Raw genomic sequence first — 23,101 nt, forward strand, 5'->3', positions numbered from 1 at the left:
CTTCCCGTGTAGATTTGGATTGCGCTTTTTTAAATACTCAACCTGTGCCTTCAAATAAGCATTTTCTTCTTCTAGACTATTAAAATTCTTTCGATTCCAGACACCACGTTGATCATCAAAGGACTCCCCTTGTTGCGCACGTTTTACCCACTCAATAATCTGGGCATCGCTCTTCACACCGAGTTGTTCACGAATTTCTCGCAATGATTTTCTCTCTTCTAATCGAAGACGAACTGCTTCTCGCTTTAGTTCTTCTGTATATTTTTGAAATGATTGTCCTTTTCTTGCCATAAAAAAATCCCCTCCAGATAAAACAGTATTGAGTCCATCATATCAGATGGACTCTTTTTTTACTGTCTACCTATAGGGGATAATACCAGACGGCTTCTTTTTTACAACTTTATCTTATTAAAACTTCAAAGCAACAAATAAGCAATCGGCGTAATGATAAGCAACGTTAAAATCGTTCTCTGCACATATAAAATAATAAGTTCAGATACTTTTAACGGAATATCTGTTGATAATATACAAGGAATGGAAGCAGAGAAAAACAGTATAGATGATACGGAAACAACTGCAATAACAAACTTTGTCACAAGTGGTGCACTTACTACTAATAATGACGGTAAAAACATTTCTGCAATACCAACTGATGCGGCTTTAGCAGCTAATTCTGCTTCCGGTAATTGTAATAGCCATGTAAATGGATAGAAAATATAACTAATCCAATCAAATATTGGCGTGAACTTCGCTAAGACGATACCAATTAATCCTACTGACATAATAGATGGTAAAATTCCCATCGTCATAATAAATCCATCTTTTAAATTCACTGCAATGTTTTTCATAATGCTCGGTGCAGATTTTGATACTTCTAACGCATCTTCCCAAGCACGTTCTAACATTTTCTCTTTATAAACAGGCTCTGGGAACCCTTCTTCTGTTACATATGTATCTGGTTTTCTACTGAGGGGCGGGATTCTTACGGTGATAGCAGTCACGATGAATGTTACAACAAGTGTAGTCCAAAAATAAACATTCCATAAATGCATAATATCTAATGTTTTTGCGATGATGATCATAAATGTAGCGGATACTGTAGAAAATCCTGTAGCGATAATCGCCGCTTCTTTTGTCGTATACTTTCCTTCTTTATACACGCGATTCGTAATAAGGAGAGCAAGCGAATAACTTCCAACGAAGGACGCAACTGCATCGATTGCCGATCTCCCCGGCGTATTCCATAATGGCCTCATAATCGGACGACAGAATGTACCGATAAATTCAAGCAATCCATATCCGACTAATAACGCTAAAAACGCCGAGCCAATTGGAACGAGCAAACTTACTGATATGACTAGCTTCTCATATAAAAACGGTCCAACATCTGGCGCAAAGAACCAAGCTGGTCCTACTTTTAAACAATATAATATGCCAAAAACAACGCCAACTACTTTTAAAATAGAAAAACAAATGTCTACGATAGATGCATTCCATTTCTTCGTATAAAATGGATAAATCGCACCAATCGCCATAACGAACAATGCATAATAAGGTACTACGCCTGGAACTGAAGCCCTAATCCACGATACGATATGATCAATCATAATAGACGATGCACCGTTTATCGTAACAGGAACGAAAAACATAAACACCCCAACGAGACTAGCAAGTATAAACCGAAGAATAATCCCCTTCTCTCGCCCTGTCTTAATTACATTACTCTTTAATTCAATTTCACTCAAAATTCGACACCTCCTATTATCTAAATATTCTGTATAATTATGTTATATTCCTTCTTTCCATTTCTACTATTTAATCATATGAAAAAGCCTATTTTAAAATAGGCTTTTCTATTACCTCTCATAATCATCCACAATCACTTGAATGATATGATACGATTCTTCTGCTACTTTTTCATTACTATCCCTATTCGCATCATATGTAATTAACGCCTTCCAAAGAGCCCATCCTCTCGCTCTATTCCACTTTTCTTCATCCATGCGTAATACTTCTTTAAATACATTTCTACTATTTTCATCAAAAAACGTCCACGCCATCGCTGCATCACAAGCAGGATCTCCTACACCTAAAATACCAAAATCAATTACAGCACAAAGTTTTCCCTCTTTAACGAGTAAATTCCCCGGTGCTACATCTCCATGAATCCAAACTGGCTTACGGTCCCATGTTGAACTAAGTGCTACATTCCAAAGGTGCTTTAATAATGCCTCGTCAAAAACATCCTTATTATTTTCAATAGCAACTCTCGCCTCTTCATCATATACAGATATAAGTCCGCCTCGGTAAAAATTATGTGTTCCAGCTAAAGGTCCGTTACTCGCATTAATAGATTGCAATTCTACTAAAAAAGATCCTAAGTCCGCCGCAAATTCATTTAAATCCCGAACGTTTTGTTTCGTAACTGTTTCTCCCTCTATCCACTTATTAATAGACCAAGGCAATGGATACGCTTCAGACGGATTTCCTTTCGCAAGTGGGGTAGAAATCGGTAAAGAAAGCCCCTTACTTAATAGTGGTAACCACTTATTTTCTTTCTCTACTTGCGGTGCATATGCCACATCACTTGGCAATCTTACACTCATCTCATCCCCTAAGTGAAACGTCCTATTATCATGCCCACTAAACTTTACAGGTTTCACTTCTAAATGGGCCCATTCAGGAAACTGTTCCTGTATTAACTTTTTAACTAAACTTACATTAATTGGATGCATTCACATTCTCCTTTTCTTTTGAAACTTACTAAGCCCATCCGTACTCCCAACATATTCAAAACTATTTTTCTTATAAAAATCATTCAACGTACGATTATGCCCCACGCAATCTAACTTCAAATACTCTTTGTCATGTTGTACATTCTCTTCTATCCACTGTAAAATCCATTCGCCAATTCCGTTCCCCTTATACTTCCGTTTCACCGCAAATCTATGAATATATAATGAATTAGAAACTTCCTCTTTACCAAAAATATGTTCATCCCATTCATTTTGTTTAGGAGAAACTGTAACCGTACCAACTATTTCATCTTCTTTCAGAACAACATATGTATATTTCTCTCTTATACATTCTATTATTTCAGCCGTAGCTTCCTCTCCTAAAAGATACTGCCACTGATCCACTTCTTTATATTGTAGCCATTGTGCTACCTCTTTTAATAAAAGGATAATACTATCACTTTCATTTTCAGTAGCAATTCGAATTGCATATTCTTTACTTATATTGCTCTCCATATTGCCTTTCCCCTTTCAAATTGCTACCATACTGACAAACGAGTCCTTCCATCATTTTCATCTGTAATATATTCTACATAAAATCCTTGATTCACTGCGTTTTCATACATCATTTCAATCTCTTCTTGGTTTTTCGCATAAATTTGTATATACTCACCATCCGCTACTAATACGACTACTTCACACTTACTCTCCTTAAATTCTTCAAATGTTGCAATTTCTCCTAGTACCTCTCCTTTTGGACATGCTTTTAGATCTAAAAATAAAAGATAATATATGTTATCTTTTATTAGCTTTTTTAATTCTGATCCTTCCATGATCTCGTTATCTTCTGAAAATAATTCTGGACCTAATTCATTCCCTATTATTATATAAGCTTCCTCCCTTCCCATGACTTGCCAATCAAATACAGTAATATCAATTGGCTTTAATACTTTCCAAAGTAAATTATCATATCCATCTAGAATATCTACTGTAATCCCTCTTTTCATATGTCTGCTCCTAACTTATTCATTTTCATTTCATACATTATATATCAAATGTAATTACTATATTTTGTCGATACATATGTACATCATAAAAAACCGCTCCACTACTAGCGAAACGGTTTCCTTCTGCTTACATTTAAATATTTCATTCAATTGTTGCACTACGTTTTAAAATGTTTTCTAATATATGCACCACATTAGCCGTTCATTCTTAATGCTCACTTCGACTTCAGGAAGTAATATAAAAACCATACTGCATGATTTTGTTCATCTTGTATAGCAAACTCTAATCCTTGTAAATACGTATTCGAACAGTTTTCAGTAATTTGTGCTTTCGGCTGCCTGCCAGTTAAGTTCGTATAAATTTGTACAAAGTTGTGGAAATGCTTTATTTCATCATTACGAATTTCAAAAATTTATTTTTGTTCTACTTGATTTGGAGCCATATTCGCTAATTTTGCATAGCAGCTTATAGCGCTATACTCTCCATTTATAGCTTTTTCAATATCACTAATCAACTTATCATTTTGTCTATACCAATCATAATAATTCGAATTATACATCGTATCCCTTCATACTTTCGCTTAACATTTTATGCATTTAGAAATAGTAGGAGCCTATGTATATAACGGGACGGCTTTAGATTGAAAGAAAAGTTTGAGAAAAGGGTCTATTTTGCAAAGGAATTGCTTATTCATAAAGTGAAACTATATTCAGTGGGGATTTTACTACACGACAAATAGCGGATAAAATATCACTATTTTTTTGTACGCTGTTGCTATAAATTCGCGAATGAATCAGGTTTCCAACCAGATGTGGTGTTGAGATGCGAAGCTATTATGAATCCAGTCATATAACTAGGAGGTACCACTATGCCATCTTTATTTAAAACTATGGCCTTCCAGCTGAAAACCGAAAGACTTGAGCTTAGTATGTGGGAGGAATCCGATTCCGTTTGGCTGAGCAAATTAATTGGCGAACGTGGCGTGGACATTCCAGCCGTTGATTCCGTTCGTAACCGGCTCATTGAGATGCGCAAGAAGGCAGACGAAAATGGCATTTCTCTTCTCACTATTCGAAGGCGCAATGAAGGTGATTTCATCGGATACTGTGGCTTAATTATTGGACGTTCCACAATTGAAGAGCCGGAGGTTGCATACGAGTTGTTCCGTAGCGTTCATGGTAAAGGTTATGCGACTGAGGCGGCATCTATTGTACTGGACGCAGCGATTGCTACTGGGCGCCAAAGACTTTGGTCGACTGTAGGTGCTTGGAATATCGCTTCCCTCCGGGTACTAGAAAAGATAGGATTTAAGCGTCATCACAGTACGTGGGATGATGAACGTGGTGAGATTGTTTGGAACGTACGCGATTTTTAGAGATTCCGACTTAATTCTAAACAATACACTTTTCAACAATCAGGCATTTACATTGAGAAAAAATCAAAAACAAGCCGTTTCACTAATTAGTGAAACAGCTTGTTTTTAAGCATTCAATTCTGTTTCATGCCCTTTTACTACACTACGTTTGAGTGCAGTTGCTAATATAGTAACCATACTTACTATACCAATCCAAACGAGTACAGTAACAGGAGTATTCCAACTTAACCCTTTTCCGAAGAAGAAGATTTCTCTTAGGCCTTCAATCATAAATTTCATTGGTAACCATGAGTAAACCCAGTCTTGATAAAACGGAGACAACATCTCAGTTGCTAACGATAATAACGGCGCCCCGAAGAATAGTAATAAAGCGAATAAACCGATCCCTTTTAGCCCAACTAATGAAAGTACCGCAGATATCATTAAGAAGAAACTAAAAGAAGTAATGGATAAGAATAGAGCTGTATCCGTGAAGTTCGAGATATTTAACCCTACCATCCCATCCGCAATCCATGTAAGACCAAACCCAATTACAAGTGTCGCAATAATACTTAACTTCTTATATGGCATCTGCGCATATAGGTGTCATCCAACAATGGTTAAATAATGGACAAAAAGAAACACCTGAGGAGATTGCTCGCTTTTTATCAACAATCGCAGTTCATGGTCCTTTTTATGCGGCTGGTTTAAAGAAATGAGTTGTTGCAAAATAAAAGATCATCCACTATTTATAGCGGATGATCTTTTATTTCATTACAACACTTCAATATACCCTTCTGTTCCATGTACCCGTATTCGTTGCCCATCTTTTATTAATTTCGTAGCATTCTCTACCCCGACAACTGCTGGTAATCCATATTCACGTGCGATAACCGCTCCATGGGTCATCAGCCCGCCGACTTCAGTGACTAATCCTTTTATAGATACAAATAATGGTGTCCAGCCAGGATCAGTAAACGCAGTAACTAATATATCTCCTTCTTCTAAATTCGCTTCTTCCATGTTTAAAATAACGCGAGCTCTTCCCTCAATCACTCCTGAAGAAACAGGCAGGCCTACAATCGCGTCAGCTGGAAGGTTTTCACGTTTATATTTACCTGTAATGATTTCTCCATCAGACGTCATTACACGCGGAGGCGTTAGTTTTTCATATAATTTATAATCATTTTTTTGTTTATGAATAATTTCGTAATCTAGTTTCTTCGTGCGAACAACTTCGTGAAGCTCTTCAAAAGTTAAATAGTAAATATCATCAACTTCATGAATGACACCGCTCTGCACAAGTTGCTCAGCTTCTTTCAATAACGCCTGCTTATATATGAAATAACGATTAATCATACCGTATTTTGGATATTCACGATAGCCAATAAAATTACGGATATTACGAATCATTCGCTTCGTTTCTTCTACTTTTTGTTTACTATCCGGCACGTGCTGCAATCGGTCTAATAATTCTTCTTCTTTTTTCAAAGCTTCTTGCAGTCCTTCTTCAAACTTCCGCTTACTCGCACCATATTCAAAGTCTCTTATATTATTTAATATCATTGGGATAATGGTTGTTGGCTTCTCACTCCAGCGCGTTTTCGTAATGTCGATTTCTCCGCTACATCTCATTCCATATTTATTTAGGAAAGCAATGATTGTATCTCGAGTTTTTTCTCCGCCGTTATACTGAACAAGTTCATCTAAAAAGTTATCCTCTTCTACATGTTGTAAATACGCAATAACTTCTGGATACGGCCGAATCACATCAGCAACATCCATTAATGCTAGCCCCATTTCTGACGTAATATTATTTTGTACCGATTGAGAAAGCGCGTCTGCTACATTCTTTTCGCCTAGCCATTGCTCCATTTTTTCATTGATCCAAGCCGAAGCATTCATACCTGCCATAATGACCGCTATACTTTGCGGGTTAAATAATACTTTCTTTAATTGCTGAATGTCTTCCAAAATAAAATCAAGTACATCCACCCTTGATTTCGTTTGCATGTTTCGCTTTAACTCTTCGATTGATGCTTCACTATTTTTTATTAAATCTGTAACGATTGCTGGATCAATTTCGATTTCTGGTTGCGAACTTACTGGTGGCTTACTTTTACTAGCACTCTTTTCTTTTTCTTCATCCGGTAATAATTTAATAAAATAATCTCGTTCGATTATAGTCGTTAATGCATCTCTTACGAGTGGATCCGATTTCCCTAAAGTGTTTACTAAATAATCTCTGCTAGCAGGTAAAGCTAATTGTTGCGTAGCATCAACAAACAGCCTTCCTCCCGCTTTGCACATAGGAGCATTAGTCGTTAACAAGAAAAAGGATAAACCTAATGGTTTCATCGCATCGGTCATCATTTGTTGGTGACCAACTGATATATAAACGTGATTTCCCCCATCATTTACTTCTGGAATTGGATATAAAGTCGTAATTGGCCTGCTTTGGACTATATAAAATGTATCATCAACTAAGCACCATTCAATATCTTGCGGACAACCAAAATAAGCTTCGATTTGTCTTCCGATGCGTGCTAGTTGTAAAATCTGTTGTTCAGTAAGTGTTTGAACTTTTTGCTTATTAGGAGTAATTTTCTTTCTCTCTGTTCCGCCTTCTTTTCGTCCATAGATGGCTAATTTTTTCGTTGCGATGACCTTTTCGACGATTTCGTCTTCTTTTACCTTATAATTATCTGCAGAAACCAATCCAGATACTAGCGCTTCGCCAATTCCAAAGCTGGCATCGATTGACAACACCTTCCTATTCGAAGTAATCGGATCCGCAGTAAATAAAATCCCTGAAGCCACAGGGAAAACCATTTTTTGAATGACAACACATATAGAAACTTGATTATGATCAAAACCGTTTTGCATTCGGTATATAACCGCTCGATCTGTAAATAAAGAAGCCCAGCATTTTTTAATATGCTGCAAAATGTTTTCTTTTCCAATAATATTTAAATACGTATCTTGTTGACCAGCAAACGAGGCATACGGTAAATCTTCAGCAGTAGCACTCGAACGCACTGCATACCCATGTTCATCGCCAAAGTGCGAGAGATAATGAGCTACTGATTCCACTACATCAACTGGAATTTCCACCGCCATAATGACTGCTCTAATCTTCTTACTAATTTCACCAATTTGATCTCGTTCCTCAATTTTTAGCATTTTTAATTGATTCAACAAAGTTTGAAATGCTTCATTTTTTCCGATGGCCTGTTCATACCCTACCGTTGTAACACAAAAAGCTTCTGGCACTTGTATCCCTTGAATATTGGATAACTCCCCTAAATTCAATCCTTTTCCACCAACGAGAAAAAGCTGTGTTTTTTCTATTTCCTGAAAACCGAGAACGAAAGAACTCATTTGGCACCTCTCCTTACTATTCATGTGTTCTTGATTGTAACAGTAGTAAATGAGAAGAAACAGTCTATTTCGAACTTGATTTACATGATATAATTAAGTTAGGAAGAGATTAAAAAATGCCCCAGTTGCATAATGAAGTAACTGGGGCTCCTTATTTCCGCTCAATTTTAAATTATAATTTATTCACAACTAACTTCAATGTACTTCTGTTTTTCTCCTTTTTTATAACACGCCATTAATTATCACACACAATTCTTACCTCGACAAATAGTATATAACTCGAAATACGCTTTAGTTTAACCTCCTGTGAGCCTTTTCACAGGAGGTTTTATACATACATATATTATTTATAATGAATTAGTTCTCCTATTTTCCCAAAAAAAGGATGATTGTATTGGAAATGAAAAAACTTCAAGGAATTTATGATGATGTTATTAGTTTAGGGGAAAATTGTTATACCGCTATCCATCTGAAAAAATATAGGCTGCGGAAATATTCAGGTCCTCTAGATTGGTTTGAATCACCGAATCTTTCTTCTATCAACACATTATTGAAAAATAATTTTATAGACTTTATGGATTTAAAAAACATGCACGCAATGCAGGAACAAAATATTGTGTTTAATGATGGTGTGATACAACCTGTTTTTTCTCATATTATAAAAGACACAAAATATAACGTAACATCTTATCATGATTTCCCTGTTATTCCAAATGAAGATTGGTTCATCACATACCATGATTTTAAACAAAAATTAGATCGAAGAATTGATAACTTTTACGAAAAAATTCATCATTCACAATCCATTTTATTTGTTAGATGGGGCGGAAACTTGACTGAAGCACTAGAATTACAAACCGTTTTATCGAATATTGTTAAAAATAATTTTAAGATTCTTTTACTCTATCCAACAGGACTTGAAAATGAAATAAACGAATTAGAATGGGGGCTTGATCATGTTTTCCCTATTCAAGTTTCAAGTAATTATCAAAATAAAAGAACTTGGTATATCCTCTTAAAAGATATACACTTAAACTCAAAATAATAGTAGAAACTACGACTTTACAATCAATATTTTTTGTTTGCACTTTATATAAATTGATATGTCTCCACCTTAATTCTAGGAGTAAATTATTGTTTTTTTAATCCCCCACTCATTCTTTTCTCAAATCCTCCAAAATGGATTTGAGAAATTAGGGAACTATAATGTCGTATTAACATATAGTAAGGGGGATAAAAAGTGGACAATGAGATGAATTATGGAAGTGATTATAAGTTTATTCCAGCAACTTCAATTGAAAGTGGTCATGGCATCGAAGTATTGCCTGATTTGTTTTGCTACACGATTCAAATCGTCAACATATGTTTTGTTGGGAATCCGCATACCGATGATTTTGTTTTAGTTGACGCTGGAATGCCTAAATGTGCAAATGAAATTATCTCTATCGCTGAGAATCGATTTGGTACCAATAGTCGCCCAAAAGCAATTATTTTAACTCACGGCCATTTTGATCATGTTGGAGGAATAATTGAACTCATTAAATATTGGGATGTTCCAGTCTATGCCCATCAAATGGAGATACTGTTTTTGACTGGACAACAAAGCTATCCTGAACTAGATCCAACAGTTGAAGGTGGTATGGTAGCGAAAATGTCTCCCCTGTTCCCTAATGAACCGATTGATTTAGGAAATAGCGTAAAAGCACTACCTACCGATGGAACTGTTCCCCATATGCCAGAGTTTAGATGGATTCATACATCAGGGCATACTCCTGGGCATATTTCATTATTCAGAGAGAAAGACCGAACTTTAATTGCTGGGGACGCTTTTGTTACAGTGAAACAGGAGTATCTGTATAAAGTAATAATTCAAGAACAGGAAATAAGCGGACCCCCTCGTTATTTAACAACAGACTGGAAAGCAGCTAAAGAATCAGTCATTAAATTAGAAGAATTAAAGCCTCTAGTCGCTATTACTGGACATGGGATACCAATGTCAGGTGAATTGCTATCAACAAGCCTCAATACACTGGTTCAAGAATTTGATAAAATTGCTACACCTGATTATGGAAAATATGTAGATAAAAACATAAATTAAACAAAAAACTAAAATGTCTCACAAAATCAAAATGTCAAAGAATGTTAAAATATGTGAAAACAATAACCTTAGGCGACCTCTCTATTTTAAGAATGGAACTATCCTTGTTGAATAAAACTCGATATTCCGCAAACACTACCTGTAGTGTAGCCTGCTTCTTACCCAGGTTGTACTTCTTACCATAAAAAAGAGCAGTCATAATAAATAACTGCTCTTTTTACTTTTAACATACTTTTTTAAATTTTGTTCATACCATACTTAATCCATAATACAGTTTAACTACATTTCATTTCAAAGTTTTTAGTTTCAAAAAATCCGATACATCCCATGCCCTTACTACATTATTAACTTTTGTTCTCTTTCTGCTACCCCTAGACCATTGCAAACAAAGTATAAAAATAAGAACAATATCAACGAAATCTCCGCCATAATACATCAGCACGCCCCCAATTTCTGCTTGTTTAGTAACTACACCAGCAGGCGGATGAGCATATATGTATTTTGATAATATCCCATGACCAGCTGATGCAATTATTAAAATAATTGATCGGTACGTATAGCTATACCTATGGGATATTAAATCAACATAAATCATTGATGTGGTAAACAGATATCCTGCAATAAAAACGTGGAAATGTATGAACAAATGAAGAAGTATACTTTCGTGCATCATCGAGTATAAGCTAGTCGTATAGAGAATCCATAGTCCTCCTAAATTAAGTAAGGTTGCGATAATTGGATGAGTAAGAAGTTGTAGAGGCCTACTCTTTAGTATCCTTGAAAGACGTCGTGCTGCTTTCACATTGAGCGTTCGTAAAAAAAGAGTCATTGGAGCGGCTAATGCTATAAAAATTGGAGCAAGCATCCCAAGGAGTAAATGCACAAGCATATGCACTGTGAAATCATTATGAGCACGATGAGCTAAGGGCCCAACAACTGCTATTGCCACACAAATAAGTCCTAAAATCCAGAAGACACTTCGATATAACGGCCATCGTTTGTAATGGCTATTTGATAAAATCGTGGCTACTATATAAATTATTAACATAATTAAAATGAATACGAATAGTAAAATATCCAGTGCATTCCATATTTCATGATGAAGATGGTTATTGTTCATTTAAGCTTTTACCTCTCAATAATCTTTCATCAGTTCTTGTCTGAAAAACTAGCAGAATGCCAATTAAGAGCATTACAGTCGCAATTATATTCCATATTACGTCGTAGATAAGAACATTATCTACGTATCGAATCTGATGTATTTTCATTAGTTTGTGTTGAATTATACCGTCATATAATTGAAATCCACCACTACCAAGCATTAATCCGCTCCACCATCTTTTCAACCAAAATGCATTTCTACGGCGGAGATCAGCAACCATAAACAAGGAACCAATCGTTGCAAACCAACTAAAAGCATGAAAAAGACCATCTGAAATGAGTCCAATATCTGTTGTAGATTTATCATAGAAATGGTGCCAATGTAGCAGTTGATGAAAAATAGTTTCATCTATAAAAGCTACTAACCCTAGCCCAAACAAGATACCTGACCATAGATTACGGGTCAAATAAACAGAAGAGGTTAAATAGCTTGTATTATCGGTTTTGGTAAACATTAAATCCTATCCTTTCCACTAATGTATATTCTTATTTTTCCCAAAAGAAAAACGTGCTAAACATACTTAGTGCCGAAGGAAAATAACATTCAATTAGATGTATCATATAAATACTTATTCTCAAGCGTATTTAATATTTTATTAAAACTCACTAAAAAAGCTTTAAGGAATTCACCATTCTAAAATAGCGCTAGTATAATTTCTTTAATATTTTAGAATGAATCTATATTTTTAGCATTTAATTAATTTATTAACAATGGAAATTATCATATAGTCTTAATTATTTGATCCTCTATAAATAAACTATAGTTTTTCTCTCATGATAATTTCCAAATCTTCATTTTAATATTGCATTTGTATTGCCTTTTGCACATTTTGAACATCATTTTTTAATAGTTGCTTTAAATCATAAGCTGGATAGTAACCACGCTCATACATAAAGTTAAAAACCTGTGCATGTAATTGTATAGCACCATTTATTTGACGGATTAAAACTTCTCTAAGACGAGGCGTTGCAGTTTCAGTAATCGCTATTGCATAATTTCGAACAGATGTCTTTGCTAACCCAAGCAAATCTCCAGCGTAAAATCCAGTGTCATCACGATGTTGCGATTGAAATCCAGGAGCATATGGATAAAACTGTACTAACTCTTGTAAATTGTTTTGGATGGCATTTATAGCTTTAATATATAACGATTGAAGTGCTTGATCAGGTACATTCCTAACTGATTTTTTTAATTTGATTAAACCGTTTGCTTGAAATGCTACTAATTCATGTAACTCCAATGTTTCATGCCAAGCTAGTTGATTAGGATAAGACATAGACGTTCCCCCTTAATATTCATTCATGCTACAATATGCAAAAAAATTCAAAAAGGGCCTATACTACTGAATTCATTTCAATCTAATTCATGGTTACTTTTCATCCTTCTATGTTAATCACAATAAAGTATCCTTAATTCCTCTTCCCTACTTTTTTATATCCTTAATTTTGATTTTCAAAATGACTTCCTCGCCTTTACAATCTATAAATTTAATTTTTTCTTCCTTAAAAATCCCCATCATAATACATCCCTTCTTGTTTCGTTATAAACCATATTAGTTAGAAAATATAAATGTGAACATTGTACCTACATATTCCTTATATATTTTTCAAATTTTATAGCTACTTAAATTTATACGTTATTAAAGATCAACTATTAAAGTAACTACATTGAAGGGGATTCTTCATTAAATCATTTTATTTTTATAGATTAAAAAATAATTATTCTAGCCGTGTTAGTCACCTATTTTTAAATAATTAATAGGTTATATATTATGACTTAGGAGAGATAAAAAGATGACTATGCTTTATGATAAAGACTCTTTACAAAAAAATATTACTAACCTTCCACATTGGCAACAAGAAGCTTTCCGTTCTTTTAAATTAAAAATGACAGATAAAAATAAGCCGTTCCCTTGTATCCCAGCTCAACACGGCTTTACAGCCAATCACCTCCGGTACGGATTCATAGGTGATCCTAGAGATACGAATACTAGCGCTGATTTTGCAACATTACTTAAAGAATATACGGAATGTTCTAGAGACACAGGGCAATACGCTTCACTTATTGTTTTTATTCATACACCAATAGATTTACTGCGAGAAACTACAGTTGAAGATTTTGAACATATTTATTGGTCTCTACTTAATACAACTAGCCGTTTGGACGAAATGGAATGGCCTATGCACATTCCAAATGATCCTATGGAAAACACTTGGGAATTTTGCTTTCATAATGAATCATATTTTGTTTACTGCGCTACACCTGCCCATGTCAATAGACAAAGTAGACATTTTTCATGTATGATGCTTGCTTTAACTCCTAGGTGGGTTTTACAGGGAATTATGAATTCTGAGAAACGCAGTAGAAAACTAAAAAACTTAATACGTCAACGTCTAGCCGCTTATGACAAAGCTCCTATTCACCCTTCTCTTAAAGATTATGGTGAAAAAGATAATTATGAATGGCAACAATATTTTTTACGTGATGATGAAACAATTCCATCCAAGTGTCCCTTTTCTCGAATAATAAAATACTTGCATAAAAATAAGTAACCCACTCCACTTTTTATTATTTAGTTGTACAAACTTTAACCACTGAATAGATTTAATATAGATCAAATTTAGTGGGAGGAGCATATCATACGTGGGCATATTTTTAAGCTATGTTTTCTTAGGTTTATCATTATCTGCTCCAATGGGGCCTATTAATGCTGCACAGTTAGAAAAAGGTATTAGGAGTGGGTTTTTTCACGCTTGGATTCTTGGCATAGGAGCCTTACTTGCAGATGTCATCTACATGGCACTTATTTATTTAGGTGTCATTCATTTCCTCGAAAAAGATATTATAAAACTTTTCTTATGGTCTTTCGGCGCTTTTGTTTTAATCTATACAGGTATCGAAAGTTTAAAAAATGCAAATCAAATTAGCATTAGTAATACGAGAAATGATGATTCAGTTATTAAAAGCTTTTTTTCTGGTTTTTTTATGTCCTTATCTAATCCATTAACAATTCTATTTTGGCTTGGAATTTTCGGCTCTATATTAGCAAAAGCCGCTTCTTCCTATAATAAAGAGCAGCTTTTGTTATATAGTTTCGGGATTATTTTAGGCATTTTTATTTGGGATATTACGATGGCAAGTACATCTAGTATATTTCGTAAAATTTTGAATACACGTATATTGTCTCTTATAACAGTAGTATCTGGAATATCACTTATTATTTATGGATTATATTTTGGTTTTCAAACTTACCAAATCATTTTTCAATAACTTCTATTATTTAGTTCTGACATACTATTCATGGTGTGAAAAGAAAGATACTTCATATAGCTGGATTCCTTTTTCGTGAGACAAAATGAACAATTATAGTAACAATAATAACTATTCCTAAAAACAACAAGCTCACTAAGAAACCAAAACGCGTTGTTTTTTGTAATAGTGTTCCACTAACAGCTAGTGCAATCATAATAAGACCAATAATACTTTTTATCTGCATCCACCCTTTTGGATTCATTAGTCTCCAAAAGGAAAGAAGAATTAAACTCCATGTATACAACAACATTAATCCAGCTGCAGTTGTTACATATTCATATATATTTTTTGGTAGTAATAAAGCGCTAAGGATAGAAGCACCAAGCCCCATTATGATAAGAATTAAAGCTGGAAAAGAGATATTCTTCTTGTTTTTTTTCGCAAACATCGCAGGTGCATCACCCTCTTCAGCTAAGTTCATTAATACACTTGTCACTGCAAATAATGAACCAACTAACGTTGAAAAGCCCGCTAAAATTAATACTACATTTAAAATAAATGGCACATACGGTAAATTATAGTCTTGTAACGCTATTACAAAAGGACTTTCTTTCGTATTAAACTGATTTAACGGAACCATCATAATTGCCAACCCTAAAGAGACTACGTAAATAATCGTTAAAATCATTAACATTACTCTTCCTGACTTTTGTGCATCTTTAGGGTCTTTCAGTCTTATTGTCATTAACCCCATAATTTCGATTCCTCCAAATGCATAAAATGCATAAATTAGAGAGGACCAAGTGCCTTTTAATCCATTTGGGAACCAGTCTTTAAAATTACGCGGGATTTGTGCCTTATATAAACCACCCTTTATAAATCCTAAAATAACTAAAATGGCAATTACAATAAACCCCACAATAGCAACGATTTTTATAATAGCCATCCATTTTTCTAAACGTTCGAATATCTTTACCCCTATAAAAATAATTAATATAGCCGCTACTCCATATACAGCAGCAAATATCCATAGTGGTATTTTAGGGAACCAGTAACGTGAAAAGATTCCTAACGCACTTAACTGGCTGCCCATAATAAGCAACTCCGAACACCAATATGTCCATCCGTGACTAAAACCCGCCCAATTTCCAAAAGCTTTTCTTGAATAAATGCGAAACGATCCTTTTTGCGGATCTTCCACAGCCATTTTTGCCAATGCTTCAAATACAATATATGTAGTGAATCCAGTTAAAATCAAAATAAGAATAATTGAAGATCCACCTATTTTAATCCCTATACTGGATCCTAAAAAAAAGCCCGTTCCTATCGTACAACCAATTCCAATAAGTGAGAGTTGCCACCATTTTAAATCTTTTTTTTCTTTCGTTTTGTTCTTAACATCATGACAGGTCATATTACGATTCTCCTTTATTCATTTTGAGAATGTCCCTCATGATTACTTAAGTACTTTTCAGCAAGCTTTTCAACAACATCAACGACATCATGTGCCTTTATTTTATGGTTTGCTACTCTCTCACTTCCTACAGAAATCTCAACTGTAAATAACGCTTCATATTTCATTTTTTCTGCCCCTTTCGCATCAAATATAACCTCTTATCTTTTATCCTTTTATTTCACAAAAAATTCATTATGTATTTAAAACCTCGAGAGTCTAAAAGTTAAACAAATAAAAATGTATGAGAAAGGAGAGACGGCATGCCTCTCCTTTATATCCATTTCATATATAAAATTAACGAGTAACGCCACCGCCAAGTTGTTGCTCAGCTAATGATACAAGACGTTTCGTAATTTCACCACCAACAGATCCGTTTGCACGTGCTGTTGCATCTGCACCAAGTTGTACGCCAAATTCTTGAGCAATTTCATATTTCATTTGATCAAGAGCTTGTTCAGCGCCACGTACTAATAATTGATTGCTGCTTCCACTGTTATTGTTTGACATGTTCATTCACCTCCTTCTTTCTTTAATATGTTAAATTACATGCTAAAATATATAGCTAATTAATTGGTAATTACGACCGTGAATTCAAAGGTATAATTTATGCCCTTTAAGCCCAACATAATAGTGTATAGGAGAACGAAATACAATATACGTGCCATGGGATATTATAAATAGGCCTCCATCAGAAAATGAAACGGGTTACGCTATATAAAAGCATAACCCGTTTCTAATGAAATATTTTATTCCATATACGTTTAAACAATGGAGGAAAATGATGAAACATATTGTTGCTTTATTAATTAAATACACAGCGATAACTGCAGTATTACTTATCGTACTCAGTATCTTTCAAGGCATTTCCATTCCTAGAGTATTACTCATTTCTCTTTTCTTAACAGGAGCTGCCTATTTAATCGGCGATCTCTTCATTTTACCTAAATACGGAAATACGATTGCTACAATGGCAGATTTCGGCTTAAGCTTCTTCGGAATTTGGCTTTTAACATACTTGTTTACTAATTTAGATGCTACTCGTAATATTGGACTTTCTTCATTCTTAGCCGCTTTAATTATTGGCGGAATAGAGGTTTTCTTCCACATTTATATGAAGAGGTTAGTACTGCGTAACGACGATGAATTAAGAAATCACAATCATATTCATCATGATAAATATGCTATGGAAATGTCAGATGAATATATGGATTCTTCTACAATAAATAAATCCAAAGTTGAGGATACATCTAAAAAATAAAAAAGTGGCCAATGCCACTTTTTTATTTTTGTTTATTAAGCTTGATCAGAGTTTTTCACATGTAATGGAGGTGGAACTACCCACCCTTTTTTCTTACTTAAACGTAGCAAAGTTACACCTGCTTGTGCTTTTTTCATATGAAATTGTCCGAATAGCATCCCTACATCTTCTCGAAGACATTTTCCCATCACTTGACTACATGTCACAAGTCCAGCTGCTAATCCTGTAGAAACCGCTGCTGCAATTTCTGCATCATTAATACGTGCTCCAGGAGGAATGTCTTCAATAGATGCAACTGGTCGTTCTGGCGGAGCTGGCGGTAAAGCTACGCCATTAACTTTTAAAAGAGTTTTTAACTCTTCTATTTCTGAATTCATATCATTTTCAATTAAGCTTTCTAAAAACTTCTTCAAATCTTCGTCACCTGTATGATTCATAAATACTTGATGGCTTGCGATTCCACCTTGTGCGGCTAGAAGATAACTCCAAATATCAAATACTTCTCCGTAATGTAACGGTTCATTTTGAGGGTTTCCACTTAAAATACCCATTTTTAAATTCCTCCCTTTCGAAAATATCATAATCAATATTGATTTCAATATTGAAATCAAATTTTTAAGTATGCTTTTTCCTGCAAAAGCTTTTCTACTATGCATGGAAAACACCTTTCCAACACTGCGTGTTTATTGTTTAGGAAAGTAGTTTACAAATTAAATACCCAAAGATTATGAAAGAAGATTATCAATAATCTTTGAGTGAGAATCCATTTACTATAAGGGTTTTTATTTTTATACATATACAAAAGAAATTGATTTACATATTCGCTATATTTTATACAAATTCTCTTAGCGGTTAGCTCTACCACCAAGTTGTTGTTCAGCCATTGCAACTAAACGTTTTGTAATTTCACCACCAACAGATCCGTTTGAACGAGCTGTTGTATCTGCACCAAGTTGTACACCAAACTCTTGTGCAATTTCATATTTCATTTGATCAAGAGCCTGTTCAGCGCCTCGAACTAATAATTCATTACGATTTCCACTATTATTGTTTGCCATATTATTTCACCTCCGATGTTTTTAATATGCGACAAATTATGAAATAATAATTATCCTTTTTATGGAAATTAGATTATGAATAATTATTGAGTTTCTTCTTAAAATAGGGCAAAAGATATAAGAAAGAAGAGTTGCTATAACATACTTTCATAACAACACTATGTACAGGTTTCTCTTTACTAAAAATTTATATTTTATCAGGAGATACATATAAAGTGAAATTTTAATCAGTGGGGTTTTGTTCATCCCCGGGTGATTATCAGCCCTCATCAATCGGGCTTTTACGGGCAGCCGGCAAATAGCGAGATAAATTATGAAAAATGATTCCTAAGGAGATATGAGATGAAAGCTGTAACCTATCAAGGACCAAACCAAGTACAAGTTAAACAGGTTGATGATGCAAAGTTAGAGAAAAAAGATGATATTATTGTAAAAATTACTTCAACTGCTATTTGCGGTTCTGATTTACATTTATATCAGGGCAACATGCCTTTACCTCCAGGTTACATTATTGGTCATGAGCCAATGGGCATTGTTGAAGAAGTTGGTCCAGATGTTACTAAAGTGAAAAAAGGAGATCGTGTTGTCATCCCCTTCAACGTTTCTTGTGGACATTGTTTTTATTGCCAACATGAAATGGAAAGCCAATGTGATAACTCCAATCCTCATTATGATTCTGGTGGATACTTTGGTTATACAGAGAAATTTGGTAACCATCCAGGTGGACAAGCAGAATATTTAAAAGTTCCTTTTGGAAATTTCACTCCATTTGTTATACCAGAATCATGCGAACTTGAAGATGAATCTTTACTGTTTTTATCCGATGTTTTGCCAACAGCCTATTGGAGTGTAATAAACGCTGGTGTTAAGCCAGGTGATACTGTTATCGTCCTTGGTTGCGGGCCTGTTGGATTAATGACACAAAAATTTGCTTGGATGCAAGGTGCTAAGCGTGTAATCGCAGTCGATTACTTAGATTATCGTATAAATTATGCAAAAAAGATTAACAATGTTGAGGTATTTGAGTTTACAAAATTCCCCGATATGGGAGAACATTTAAAGGAAATCACACATGGCGGTGCCGATGTAGTCATTGATTGCGTGGGCATGGATGGGAAAAAATCGCCACTAGAATTTCTAGAACAAAAATTAAAATTACAAGGCGGAACTCTCGGCCCTATTCAAATCGCTACGAAAGCCGTAAAAAAATATGGAACGGTTCAAATGACTGGCGTTTATGGTGGCAATTATAATGCATTTCCACTCGGAGCATTTTGGGTTAGAAATATTAACCTTAAAATGGGACAAGCACCTGTTATTCATTTTATGCCGGAACTATTTGAAAAAATAATAAACAAAGAATTCGATCCAAAAGAGATTATTACACACAAAATCCCCCTTGAAGAAGCGAGCTATGGTTATCAAATTTTTAATAACCGTGAAGATGATTGTATAAAAGTCATTTTAAAACCTTGAAGATACAATTTATTATTCTTAATAAAAAGATAAGATTACACTCCGTAATCTTATCTTTTTTATTAAATTGTAAGTAGCTATTCCCCCATTTTCATCTCATATCGAAAATAGTTATTTCCAAAAGAATTTGCATTTTGAGATCATGATTTATTGGTAAAAAAATGAATTTGAGTATTAAGTAACCAATTAGCGGACACGATAACAATGTTAACTAACTTAAAAGAGGTGTACTTCATGTTTTATTATAAAGAAGAACTGATTAATATTATCAAGCCGGACAAGCCAGATCCAGCTGCCGCAAAAGTTTTACAAGAAATATTAGGTGGGCATTATGGCGAAATGCGTACAATGATGCAATACTTCTTCCAAAGCTCAAATTTTAGAGGTAAAGAGAAGCAATATCGCGATTTACTTCGAGGTGTTTTTTTAGAGGAAATAAGCCATGTAGAACTTGTACAACATACAATTAATCAACTATTAACTGGATCTGGTGAACCTACGCCAGGAAATGCTGGTGTTGACAACGCACCACTTGATGAAGCGGTTAAACATGCAAATCCTCACCACTTTATTGTAGGTGCTCAAAGTTCATTGCCTGTTGATGCAGCTGGCAACCCATGGAATGGATCTTGGGTATATAGTCATGGGAATTTAATTAGCGATTTATTAGATAACGTAGTACTTGAATCTACAGGTGTACTTCAAAAAACTCGAATTTATGAAATGAGTTCCAATCAAACTTTTAGAGAAACACTTGCATTTTTAATTGTACGTGATAATGCTCATCAAAATGCTTTCGCAAAAGCTTTAGAGACATTGGGTGTTGAATGGGGGAAACTCTTCCCTGTGCCGAACTATGATATTAATAAATACCCAGAGTGCAGAAAGTATGTAGACATGGGATTCCATAACGCACAATTTAATTTTAGCTTAGATCCAACAAGAATAGGAGAAATATTCCAAGGTGAATCACCAAGTAGAAACAAAGGAACATTAGCAGTAACTGACCCGCCAAAAGGTTTTCCTGTACCAGAACTTCCTGAAATGCCAAATGAGCATAGTCCTGGATTAAAAGATATGGGTCTTTGAGATAACTGTAACCAACTATTAATGAATAGTTGGTTACAAACCTTTACATAGATTCAAGTAAATTTGTTTTAAGAGGAGGATATTCATTTGAGTATAATAAATGATAAACTATCTATTTTTGCTTTAGGTGGCGTTAATGAAATTGGTAAAAACATGTATGTCATACAATATTCAGATGACATTGTAATCATTGATTGTGGTTCTAAGTTTCCTGACGAGAGTTTATTAGGCATAGATTTAATAATACCTGATGTTACATATTTACAAGAAAATAAAGATAAAATTCGAGGTTTAATTGTTACACATGGACACGAAGATCACATTGGAGGTATTCCGTATTTTTTAAAACAATTGAATGTACCAATTTACGCAACAAAATTAACCTTAGGCTTAATCGGCATTAAATTAAAAGAACATAAACTTCAAGATTCGACACAGTTAATTGTTATTGACTCTGAGTCTTTAATTGAATTCGGACAGATAAACCTATCTTTTTTCAAAACAAATCATAGTATTCCCGATTGCCTCGGGATTGCTTTTCATACACCAGAAGGTACAGTAGTCCATACAGGTGATTTTAAATTTGATTTGACTCCCATAAACAATCAATATCCAGACATTCACAAAATGGCTAATATCGGAAGTAACGGAGTTTTAGCTCTCCTCTCAGAAAGTACGAATGCCGAACGTTCTGGATTTACTCCATCAGAACGATTAGTAGGCGAAAAAATTGAAGAAGCCTTTGTAAAGGCTCACAGCAAAGTTATTATATCTACCTTTGCTTCTAATGTGAATCGTGTACAGCAAATAGTAGATGCCGCTTTAAAAACAAATAGAAAGCTTGCCCTCCTCGGAAGAAGTATGGTGAACGTAGTTTCTGTCGCCTTAGAACAAGGCTATTTGAATATACCTGAAGGCATGTTAATCGAAGCAAATGAGATTAATCAAATGGAACCCGAAAAAGTCGCTATACTTTGCACTGGTAGTCAAGGTGAACCTATGGCTGCTCTGTCCCGATTATCTAGTGGCAACTATCGACAAGTTGATATTTTACCAGGTGACACAGTCATTTTGTCTGCATCCCCCATACCAGGAAATGAGCGTAATGTTTCACGTATTATAGATAACTTATATCTATTAGGAGCAAATGTTATTTATGGATCTGGAAGTTCAACAGGAATGCACGTTTCTGGACATGCATATCAAGAGGAATTAAAATTGATGCTTACTTTAATGAAACCTAAATATTTCATTCCCATACACGGTGAATTTAGAATGTTACATCATCACCGTCAATTGGCAGAATCTGTTGGTGTCAAGAAAGATAATATTTATGTTATCGGCAATGGAGATGTTGTTGATATTAAAAATCAAACTGCTATGCAAACAAGACGTATAACTGCGGGTAATATATATGTAGATGGCTTAGGTATTGGAGATGTTGGAAACGCCTTATTGCGCGATCGCAAACAACTTTCTGAAGATGGTATGCTTGTAATAGTTATAACCTTGAGTAAAACAGAAGAGAAAATAATTTCTGGCCCTGATACAATTTCTCGTGGGTTTGTATATGTTCGGGACTCAGAAGATTTCTTAAATAAAATTAATCAATTAGTTGTAGAAACTGTCAACAGATTACAAAAAGCACATATTAATCAATGGAATGTTCTAAAAAGAGAAATACGAGAATCACTTGGTCACTTTATATACTCACATACAAAAAGAAAACCAATGATCCTCCCTATTATAATTGAAGTGTAAAATGCTTATTTTC

General features: G+C 34.6%; 23 protein-coding genes and 3 pseudogenes. 10 read left to right on the forward strand and 16 right to left on the reverse strand.

Features of this window, described 5'->3' with window-relative positions; all coding sequences use genetic code 11:
• The 6 genes and pseudogenes from BAQ53_RS14705 to BAQ53_RS14730 form a co-directional block, all read right to left on the reverse strand.
• Positions 1-291 (reverse strand): transposase (locus BAQ53_RS14705; RefSeq protein ID WP_481747207.1); only part of this gene is annotated, 291 nt, incomplete at its 3' end.
• 125 nt (positions 292-416) lie between these two features.
• A complete protein-coding gene (locus tag BAQ53_RS14710) occupies positions 417-1,745 on the reverse strand; it encodes a YjiH family protein (RefSeq protein ID WP_001289420.1) in 1,329 nt (442 codons plus the stop codon).
• A 111-nt stretch (positions 1,746-1,856) separates the two neighbouring features.
• Positions 1,857-2,735 carry an aminoglycoside phosphotransferase family protein gene (locus tag BAQ53_RS14715; protein WP_208905646.1) on the reverse strand — a complete coding sequence of 293 codons (879 nt, stop codon included), beginning with the start codon at positions 2,733-2,735 and terminating at the stop codon, positions 1,857-1,859.
• The gene (locus tag BAQ53_RS14720; RefSeq protein ID WP_000445467.1) at positions 2,736-3,251 is read right to left on the reverse strand and encodes a GNAT family N-acetyltransferase; all 516 of its coding nucleotides are present in this window, start codon (positions 3,249-3,251) and stop codon (positions 2,736-2,738) included.
• A 23-nt stretch (positions 3,252-3,274) separates the two neighbouring features.
• Positions 3,275-3,742 (reverse strand): DUF2691 family protein, encoded by a 468-nt coding sequence (locus tag BAQ53_RS14725; RefSeq protein ID WP_000820197.1) that lies wholly within the window; start codon positions 3,740-3,742, stop codon positions 3,275-3,277.
• 215 nt (positions 3,743-3,957) lie between these two features.
• Positions 3,958-4,302: pseudogene (locus BAQ53_RS14730) on the reverse strand (ferritin-like domain-containing protein).
• 309 nt (positions 4,303-4,611) lie between these two features.
• On the opposite strand from BAQ53_RS14730, the gene BAQ53_RS14735 reads away from it, so the two are divergent.
• Positions 4,612-5,118, forward strand: a complete 507-nt coding sequence (locus BAQ53_RS14735) for a GNAT family N-acetyltransferase (RefSeq protein ID WP_001139525.1) — start codon at positions 4,612-4,614, stop codon at positions 5,116-5,118.
• A 105-nt stretch (positions 5,119-5,223) separates the two neighbouring features.
• Here BAQ53_RS14735 and BAQ53_RS14740 read toward each other — a convergent pair.
• A pseudogene (locus tag BAQ53_RS14740) lies at positions 5,224-5,664 on the reverse strand (ABC-2 transporter permease); the annotation flags it as partial.
• 2 nt (positions 5,665-5,666) lie between these two features.
• Between BAQ53_RS14740 and BAQ53_RS14745 the strand changes: the two are divergent.
• Positions 5,667-5,816, forward strand: a pseudogene (locus BAQ53_RS14745) (TetR-like C-terminal domain-containing protein); the annotation flags it as partial.
• A gap of 55 nt (positions 5,817-5,871) precedes the next feature.
• Here the strand turns inward: BAQ53_RS14745 and ppsA are convergent.
• Positions 5,872-8,478, reverse strand: coding sequence for a phosphoenolpyruvate synthase (gene ppsA / locus BAQ53_RS14750; protein ID WP_208905648.1), 2,607 nt, complete (start codon positions 8,476-8,478; stop codon positions 5,872-5,874).
• A gap of 385 nt (positions 8,479-8,863) precedes the next feature.
• Here ppsA and BAQ53_RS14755 point away from each other — a divergent pair, with 385 nt between their 5' ends.
• On the forward strand, positions 8,864-9,523 hold the full coding sequence (locus BAQ53_RS14755) for a DUF1796 family putative cysteine peptidase (protein ID WP_003301681.1): 660 nt from the start codon (positions 8,864-8,866) through the stop codon (positions 9,521-9,523).
• 195 nt (positions 9,524-9,718) lie between these two features.
• The gene (locus tag BAQ53_RS14760) at positions 9,719-10,576 is read left to right on the forward strand and encodes an MBL fold metallo-hydrolase (RefSeq protein WP_208905650.1); all 858 of its coding nucleotides are present in this window, start codon (positions 9,719-9,721) and stop codon (positions 10,574-10,576) included.
• A gap of 286 nt (positions 10,577-10,862) precedes the next feature.
• Here BAQ53_RS14760 and BAQ53_RS14765 read toward each other — a convergent pair whose 3' ends face one another.
• The 3 genes from BAQ53_RS14765 to cotF all read right to left on the reverse strand — a co-directional run bounded on the left by BAQ53_RS14765 (position 10,863) and on the right by cotF (position 13,014).
• Positions 10,863-11,696: a cytochrome c oxidase assembly protein gene (locus BAQ53_RS14765; protein ID WP_001063498.1), complete on the reverse strand. Its 834-nt coding sequence runs from the start codon at positions 11,694-11,696 to the stop codon at positions 10,863-10,865.
• Complete coding sequence (locus tag BAQ53_RS14770) at positions 11,686-12,192, reverse strand: DUF2243 domain-containing protein (RefSeq protein WP_000494506.1); 507 nt, start codon at positions 12,190-12,192, stop codon at positions 11,686-11,688. The genes BAQ53_RS14765 and BAQ53_RS14770 overlap by 11 nt, the downstream gene beginning before the upstream one ends.
• A gap of 342 nt (positions 12,193-12,534) precedes the next feature.
• Complete coding sequence (cotF, locus tag BAQ53_RS14775; RefSeq protein WP_000121386.1) at positions 12,535-13,014, reverse strand: spore coat protein CotF; 480 nt, start codon at positions 13,012-13,014, stop codon at positions 12,535-12,537.
• Between the two features lie 517 nt (positions 13,015-13,531).
• Here cotF and BAQ53_RS14780 point away from each other — a divergent pair.
• Entirely contained in the window at positions 13,532-14,290 is a 759-nt protein-coding gene (locus tag BAQ53_RS14780) for a YqcI/YcgG family protein (RefSeq protein ID WP_000178273.1), read from the forward strand.
• Between the two features lie 91 nt (positions 14,291-14,381).
• Positions 14,382-15,008 (forward strand): LysE family transporter, encoded by a 627-nt coding sequence (locus tag BAQ53_RS14785; RefSeq protein ID WP_000510852.1) that lies wholly within the window; start codon positions 14,382-14,384, stop codon positions 15,006-15,008.
• A 52-nt stretch (positions 15,009-15,060) separates the two neighbouring features.
• Here BAQ53_RS14785 and BAQ53_RS14790 read toward each other — a convergent pair whose 3' ends face one another.
• The 3 genes from BAQ53_RS14790 to BAQ53_RS14800 all read right to left on the reverse strand — a co-directional run bounded on the left by BAQ53_RS14790 (position 15,061) and on the right by BAQ53_RS14800 (position 16,953).
• Complete coding sequence (locus BAQ53_RS14790) at positions 15,061-16,404, reverse strand: amino acid permease (RefSeq protein ID WP_000128225.1); 1,344 nt, start codon at positions 16,402-16,404, stop codon at positions 15,061-15,063.
• A gap of 14 nt (positions 16,405-16,418) precedes the next feature.
• The gene (locus BAQ53_RS14795) at positions 16,419-16,571 is read right to left on the reverse strand and encodes a hypothetical protein (protein ID WP_000872954.1); all 153 of its coding nucleotides are present in this window, start codon (positions 16,569-16,571) and stop codon (positions 16,419-16,421) included.
• Positions 16,572-16,740: 169 nt separating this feature from the next.
• The gene (locus BAQ53_RS14800) at positions 16,741-16,953 is read right to left on the reverse strand and encodes an alpha/beta-type small acid-soluble spore protein (RefSeq protein ID WP_000069660.1); all 213 of its coding nucleotides are present in this window, start codon (positions 16,951-16,953) and stop codon (positions 16,741-16,743) included.
• A 274-nt stretch (positions 16,954-17,227) separates the two neighbouring features.
• Between BAQ53_RS14800 and BAQ53_RS14805 the strand changes: the two genes are divergently transcribed.
• On the forward strand, positions 17,228-17,704 hold the full coding sequence (locus BAQ53_RS14805; RefSeq protein ID WP_000680682.1) for a YndM family protein: 477 nt from the start codon (positions 17,228-17,230) through the stop codon (positions 17,702-17,704).
• A gap of 35 nt (positions 17,705-17,739) precedes the next feature.
• Here BAQ53_RS14805 and BAQ53_RS14810 read toward each other — a convergent pair whose 3' ends face one another.
• Together BAQ53_RS14810 and sasP are read right to left on the reverse strand one after the other, a co-directional pair.
• Positions 17,740-18,255, reverse strand: coding sequence for a DUF3231 family protein (locus BAQ53_RS14810; protein WP_000512139.1), 516 nt, complete (start codon positions 18,253-18,255; stop codon positions 17,740-17,742).
• 294 nt (positions 18,256-18,549) lie between these two features.
• The gene (sasP, locus tag BAQ53_RS14815) at positions 18,550-18,762 is read right to left on the reverse strand and encodes a small acid-soluble spore protein, SasP family (RefSeq protein WP_000002833.1); all 213 of its coding nucleotides are present in this window, start codon (positions 18,760-18,762) and stop codon (positions 18,550-18,552) included.
• 342 nt (positions 18,763-19,104) lie between these two features.
• Between sasP and BAQ53_RS14820 the strand changes: the two genes are divergently transcribed.
• The 3 genes from BAQ53_RS14820 to BAQ53_RS14830 all read left to right on the forward strand — a co-directional run bounded on the left by BAQ53_RS14820 (position 19,105) and on the right by BAQ53_RS14830 (position 23,088).
• Complete coding sequence (locus BAQ53_RS14820) at positions 19,105-20,238, forward strand: zinc-dependent alcohol dehydrogenase (RefSeq protein ID WP_208905652.1); 1,134 nt, start codon at positions 19,105-19,107, stop codon at positions 20,236-20,238.
• A 234-nt stretch (positions 20,239-20,472) separates the two neighbouring features.
• A complete protein-coding gene (locus BAQ53_RS14825; protein WP_000500355.1) occupies positions 20,473-21,327 on the forward strand; it encodes a manganese catalase family protein in 855 nt (284 codons plus the stop codon).
• An 87-nt stretch (positions 21,328-21,414) separates the two neighbouring features.
• Positions 21,415-23,088: a ribonuclease J gene (locus tag BAQ53_RS14830; RefSeq protein WP_000022522.1), complete on the forward strand. Its 1,674-nt coding sequence runs from the start codon at positions 21,415-21,417 to the stop codon at positions 23,086-23,088.
• The last annotated feature ends 13 nt before the right edge of the window (positions 23,089-23,101 follow it).

The organism is Bacillus sp. B25(2016b) (genome assembly GCF_001679765.1).
GTDB lineage: Bacteria > Bacillota > Bacilli > Bacillales > Bacillaceae_G > Bacillus_A > Bacillus_A thuringiensis_K.

Bases quoted from the DNA above. Each gene is read 5' to 3' on its own strand.
- BAQ53_RS14765 (WP_001063498.1), bottom strand. From the start codon at position 11,696: ATGAACAATAACCATCTTCATCATGAAATATGGAATGCACTGGATATT.
- ppsA (WP_208905648.1), bottom strand. From the start codon at position 8,478: ATGAGTTCTTTCGTTCTCGGTTTTCAGGAAATAGAAAAAACACAGCTT.
- BAQ53_RS14735 (WP_001139525.1), top strand. From the start codon at position 4,612: ATGCCATCTTTATTTAAAACTATGGCCTTCCAGCTGAAAACCGAAAGA.
- BAQ53_RS14780 (WP_000178273.1), top strand. From the start codon at position 13,532: ATGACTATGCTTTATGATAAAGACTCTTTACAAAAAAATATTACTAAC.
- BAQ53_RS14795 (WP_000872954.1), bottom strand. From the start codon at position 16,571: ATGAAATATGAAGCGTTATTTACAGTTGAGATTTCTGTAGGAAGTGAG.
- BAQ53_RS14820 (WP_208905652.1), top strand. From the start codon at position 19,105: ATGAAAGCTGTAACCTATCAAGGACCAAACCAAGTACAAGTTAAACAG.
- BAQ53_RS14800 (WP_000069660.1), bottom strand. From the start codon at position 16,953: ATGTCAAACAATAACAGTGGAAGCAGCAATCAATTATTAGTACGTGGC.
- BAQ53_RS14755 (WP_003301681.1), top strand. From the start codon at position 8,864: ATGATTGTATTGGAAATGAAAAAACTTCAAGGAATTTATGATGATGTT.
- BAQ53_RS14725 (WP_000820197.1), bottom strand. From the start codon at position 3,742: ATGAAAAGAGGGATTACAGTAGATATTCTAGATGGATATGATAATTTA.
- BAQ53_RS14805 (WP_000680682.1), top strand. From the start codon at position 17,228: ATGAAACATATTGTTGCTTTATTAATTAAATACACAGCGATAACTGCA.
- sasP (WP_000002833.1), bottom strand. From the start codon at position 18,762: ATGGCAAACAATAATAGTGGAAATCGTAATGAATTATTAGTTCGAGGC.
- BAQ53_RS14790 (WP_000128225.1), bottom strand. From the start codon at position 16,404: ATGACCTGTCATGATGTTAAGAACAAAACGAAAGAAAAAAAAGATTTA.
- BAQ53_RS14720 (WP_000445467.1), bottom strand. From the start codon at position 3,251: ATGGAGAGCAATATAAGTAAAGAATATGCAATTCGAATTGCTACTGAA.
- BAQ53_RS14810 (WP_000512139.1), bottom strand. From the start codon at position 18,255: ATGGGTATTTTAAGTGGAAACCCTCAAAATGAACCGTTACATTACGGA.
- cotF (WP_000121386.1), bottom strand. From the start codon at position 13,014: ATGTCTTATCCTAATCAACTAGCTTGGCATGAAACATTGGAGTTACAT.
- BAQ53_RS14825 (WP_000500355.1), top strand. From the start codon at position 20,473: ATGTTTTATTATAAAGAAGAACTGATTAATATTATCAAGCCGGACAAG.
- BAQ53_RS14715 (WP_208905646.1), bottom strand. From the start codon at position 2,735: ATGCATCCAATTAATGTAAGTTTAGTTAAAAAGTTAATACAGGAACAG.
- BAQ53_RS14770 (WP_000494506.1), bottom strand. From the start codon at position 12,192: ATGTTTACCAAAACCGATAATACAAGCTATTTAACCTCTTCTGTTTAT.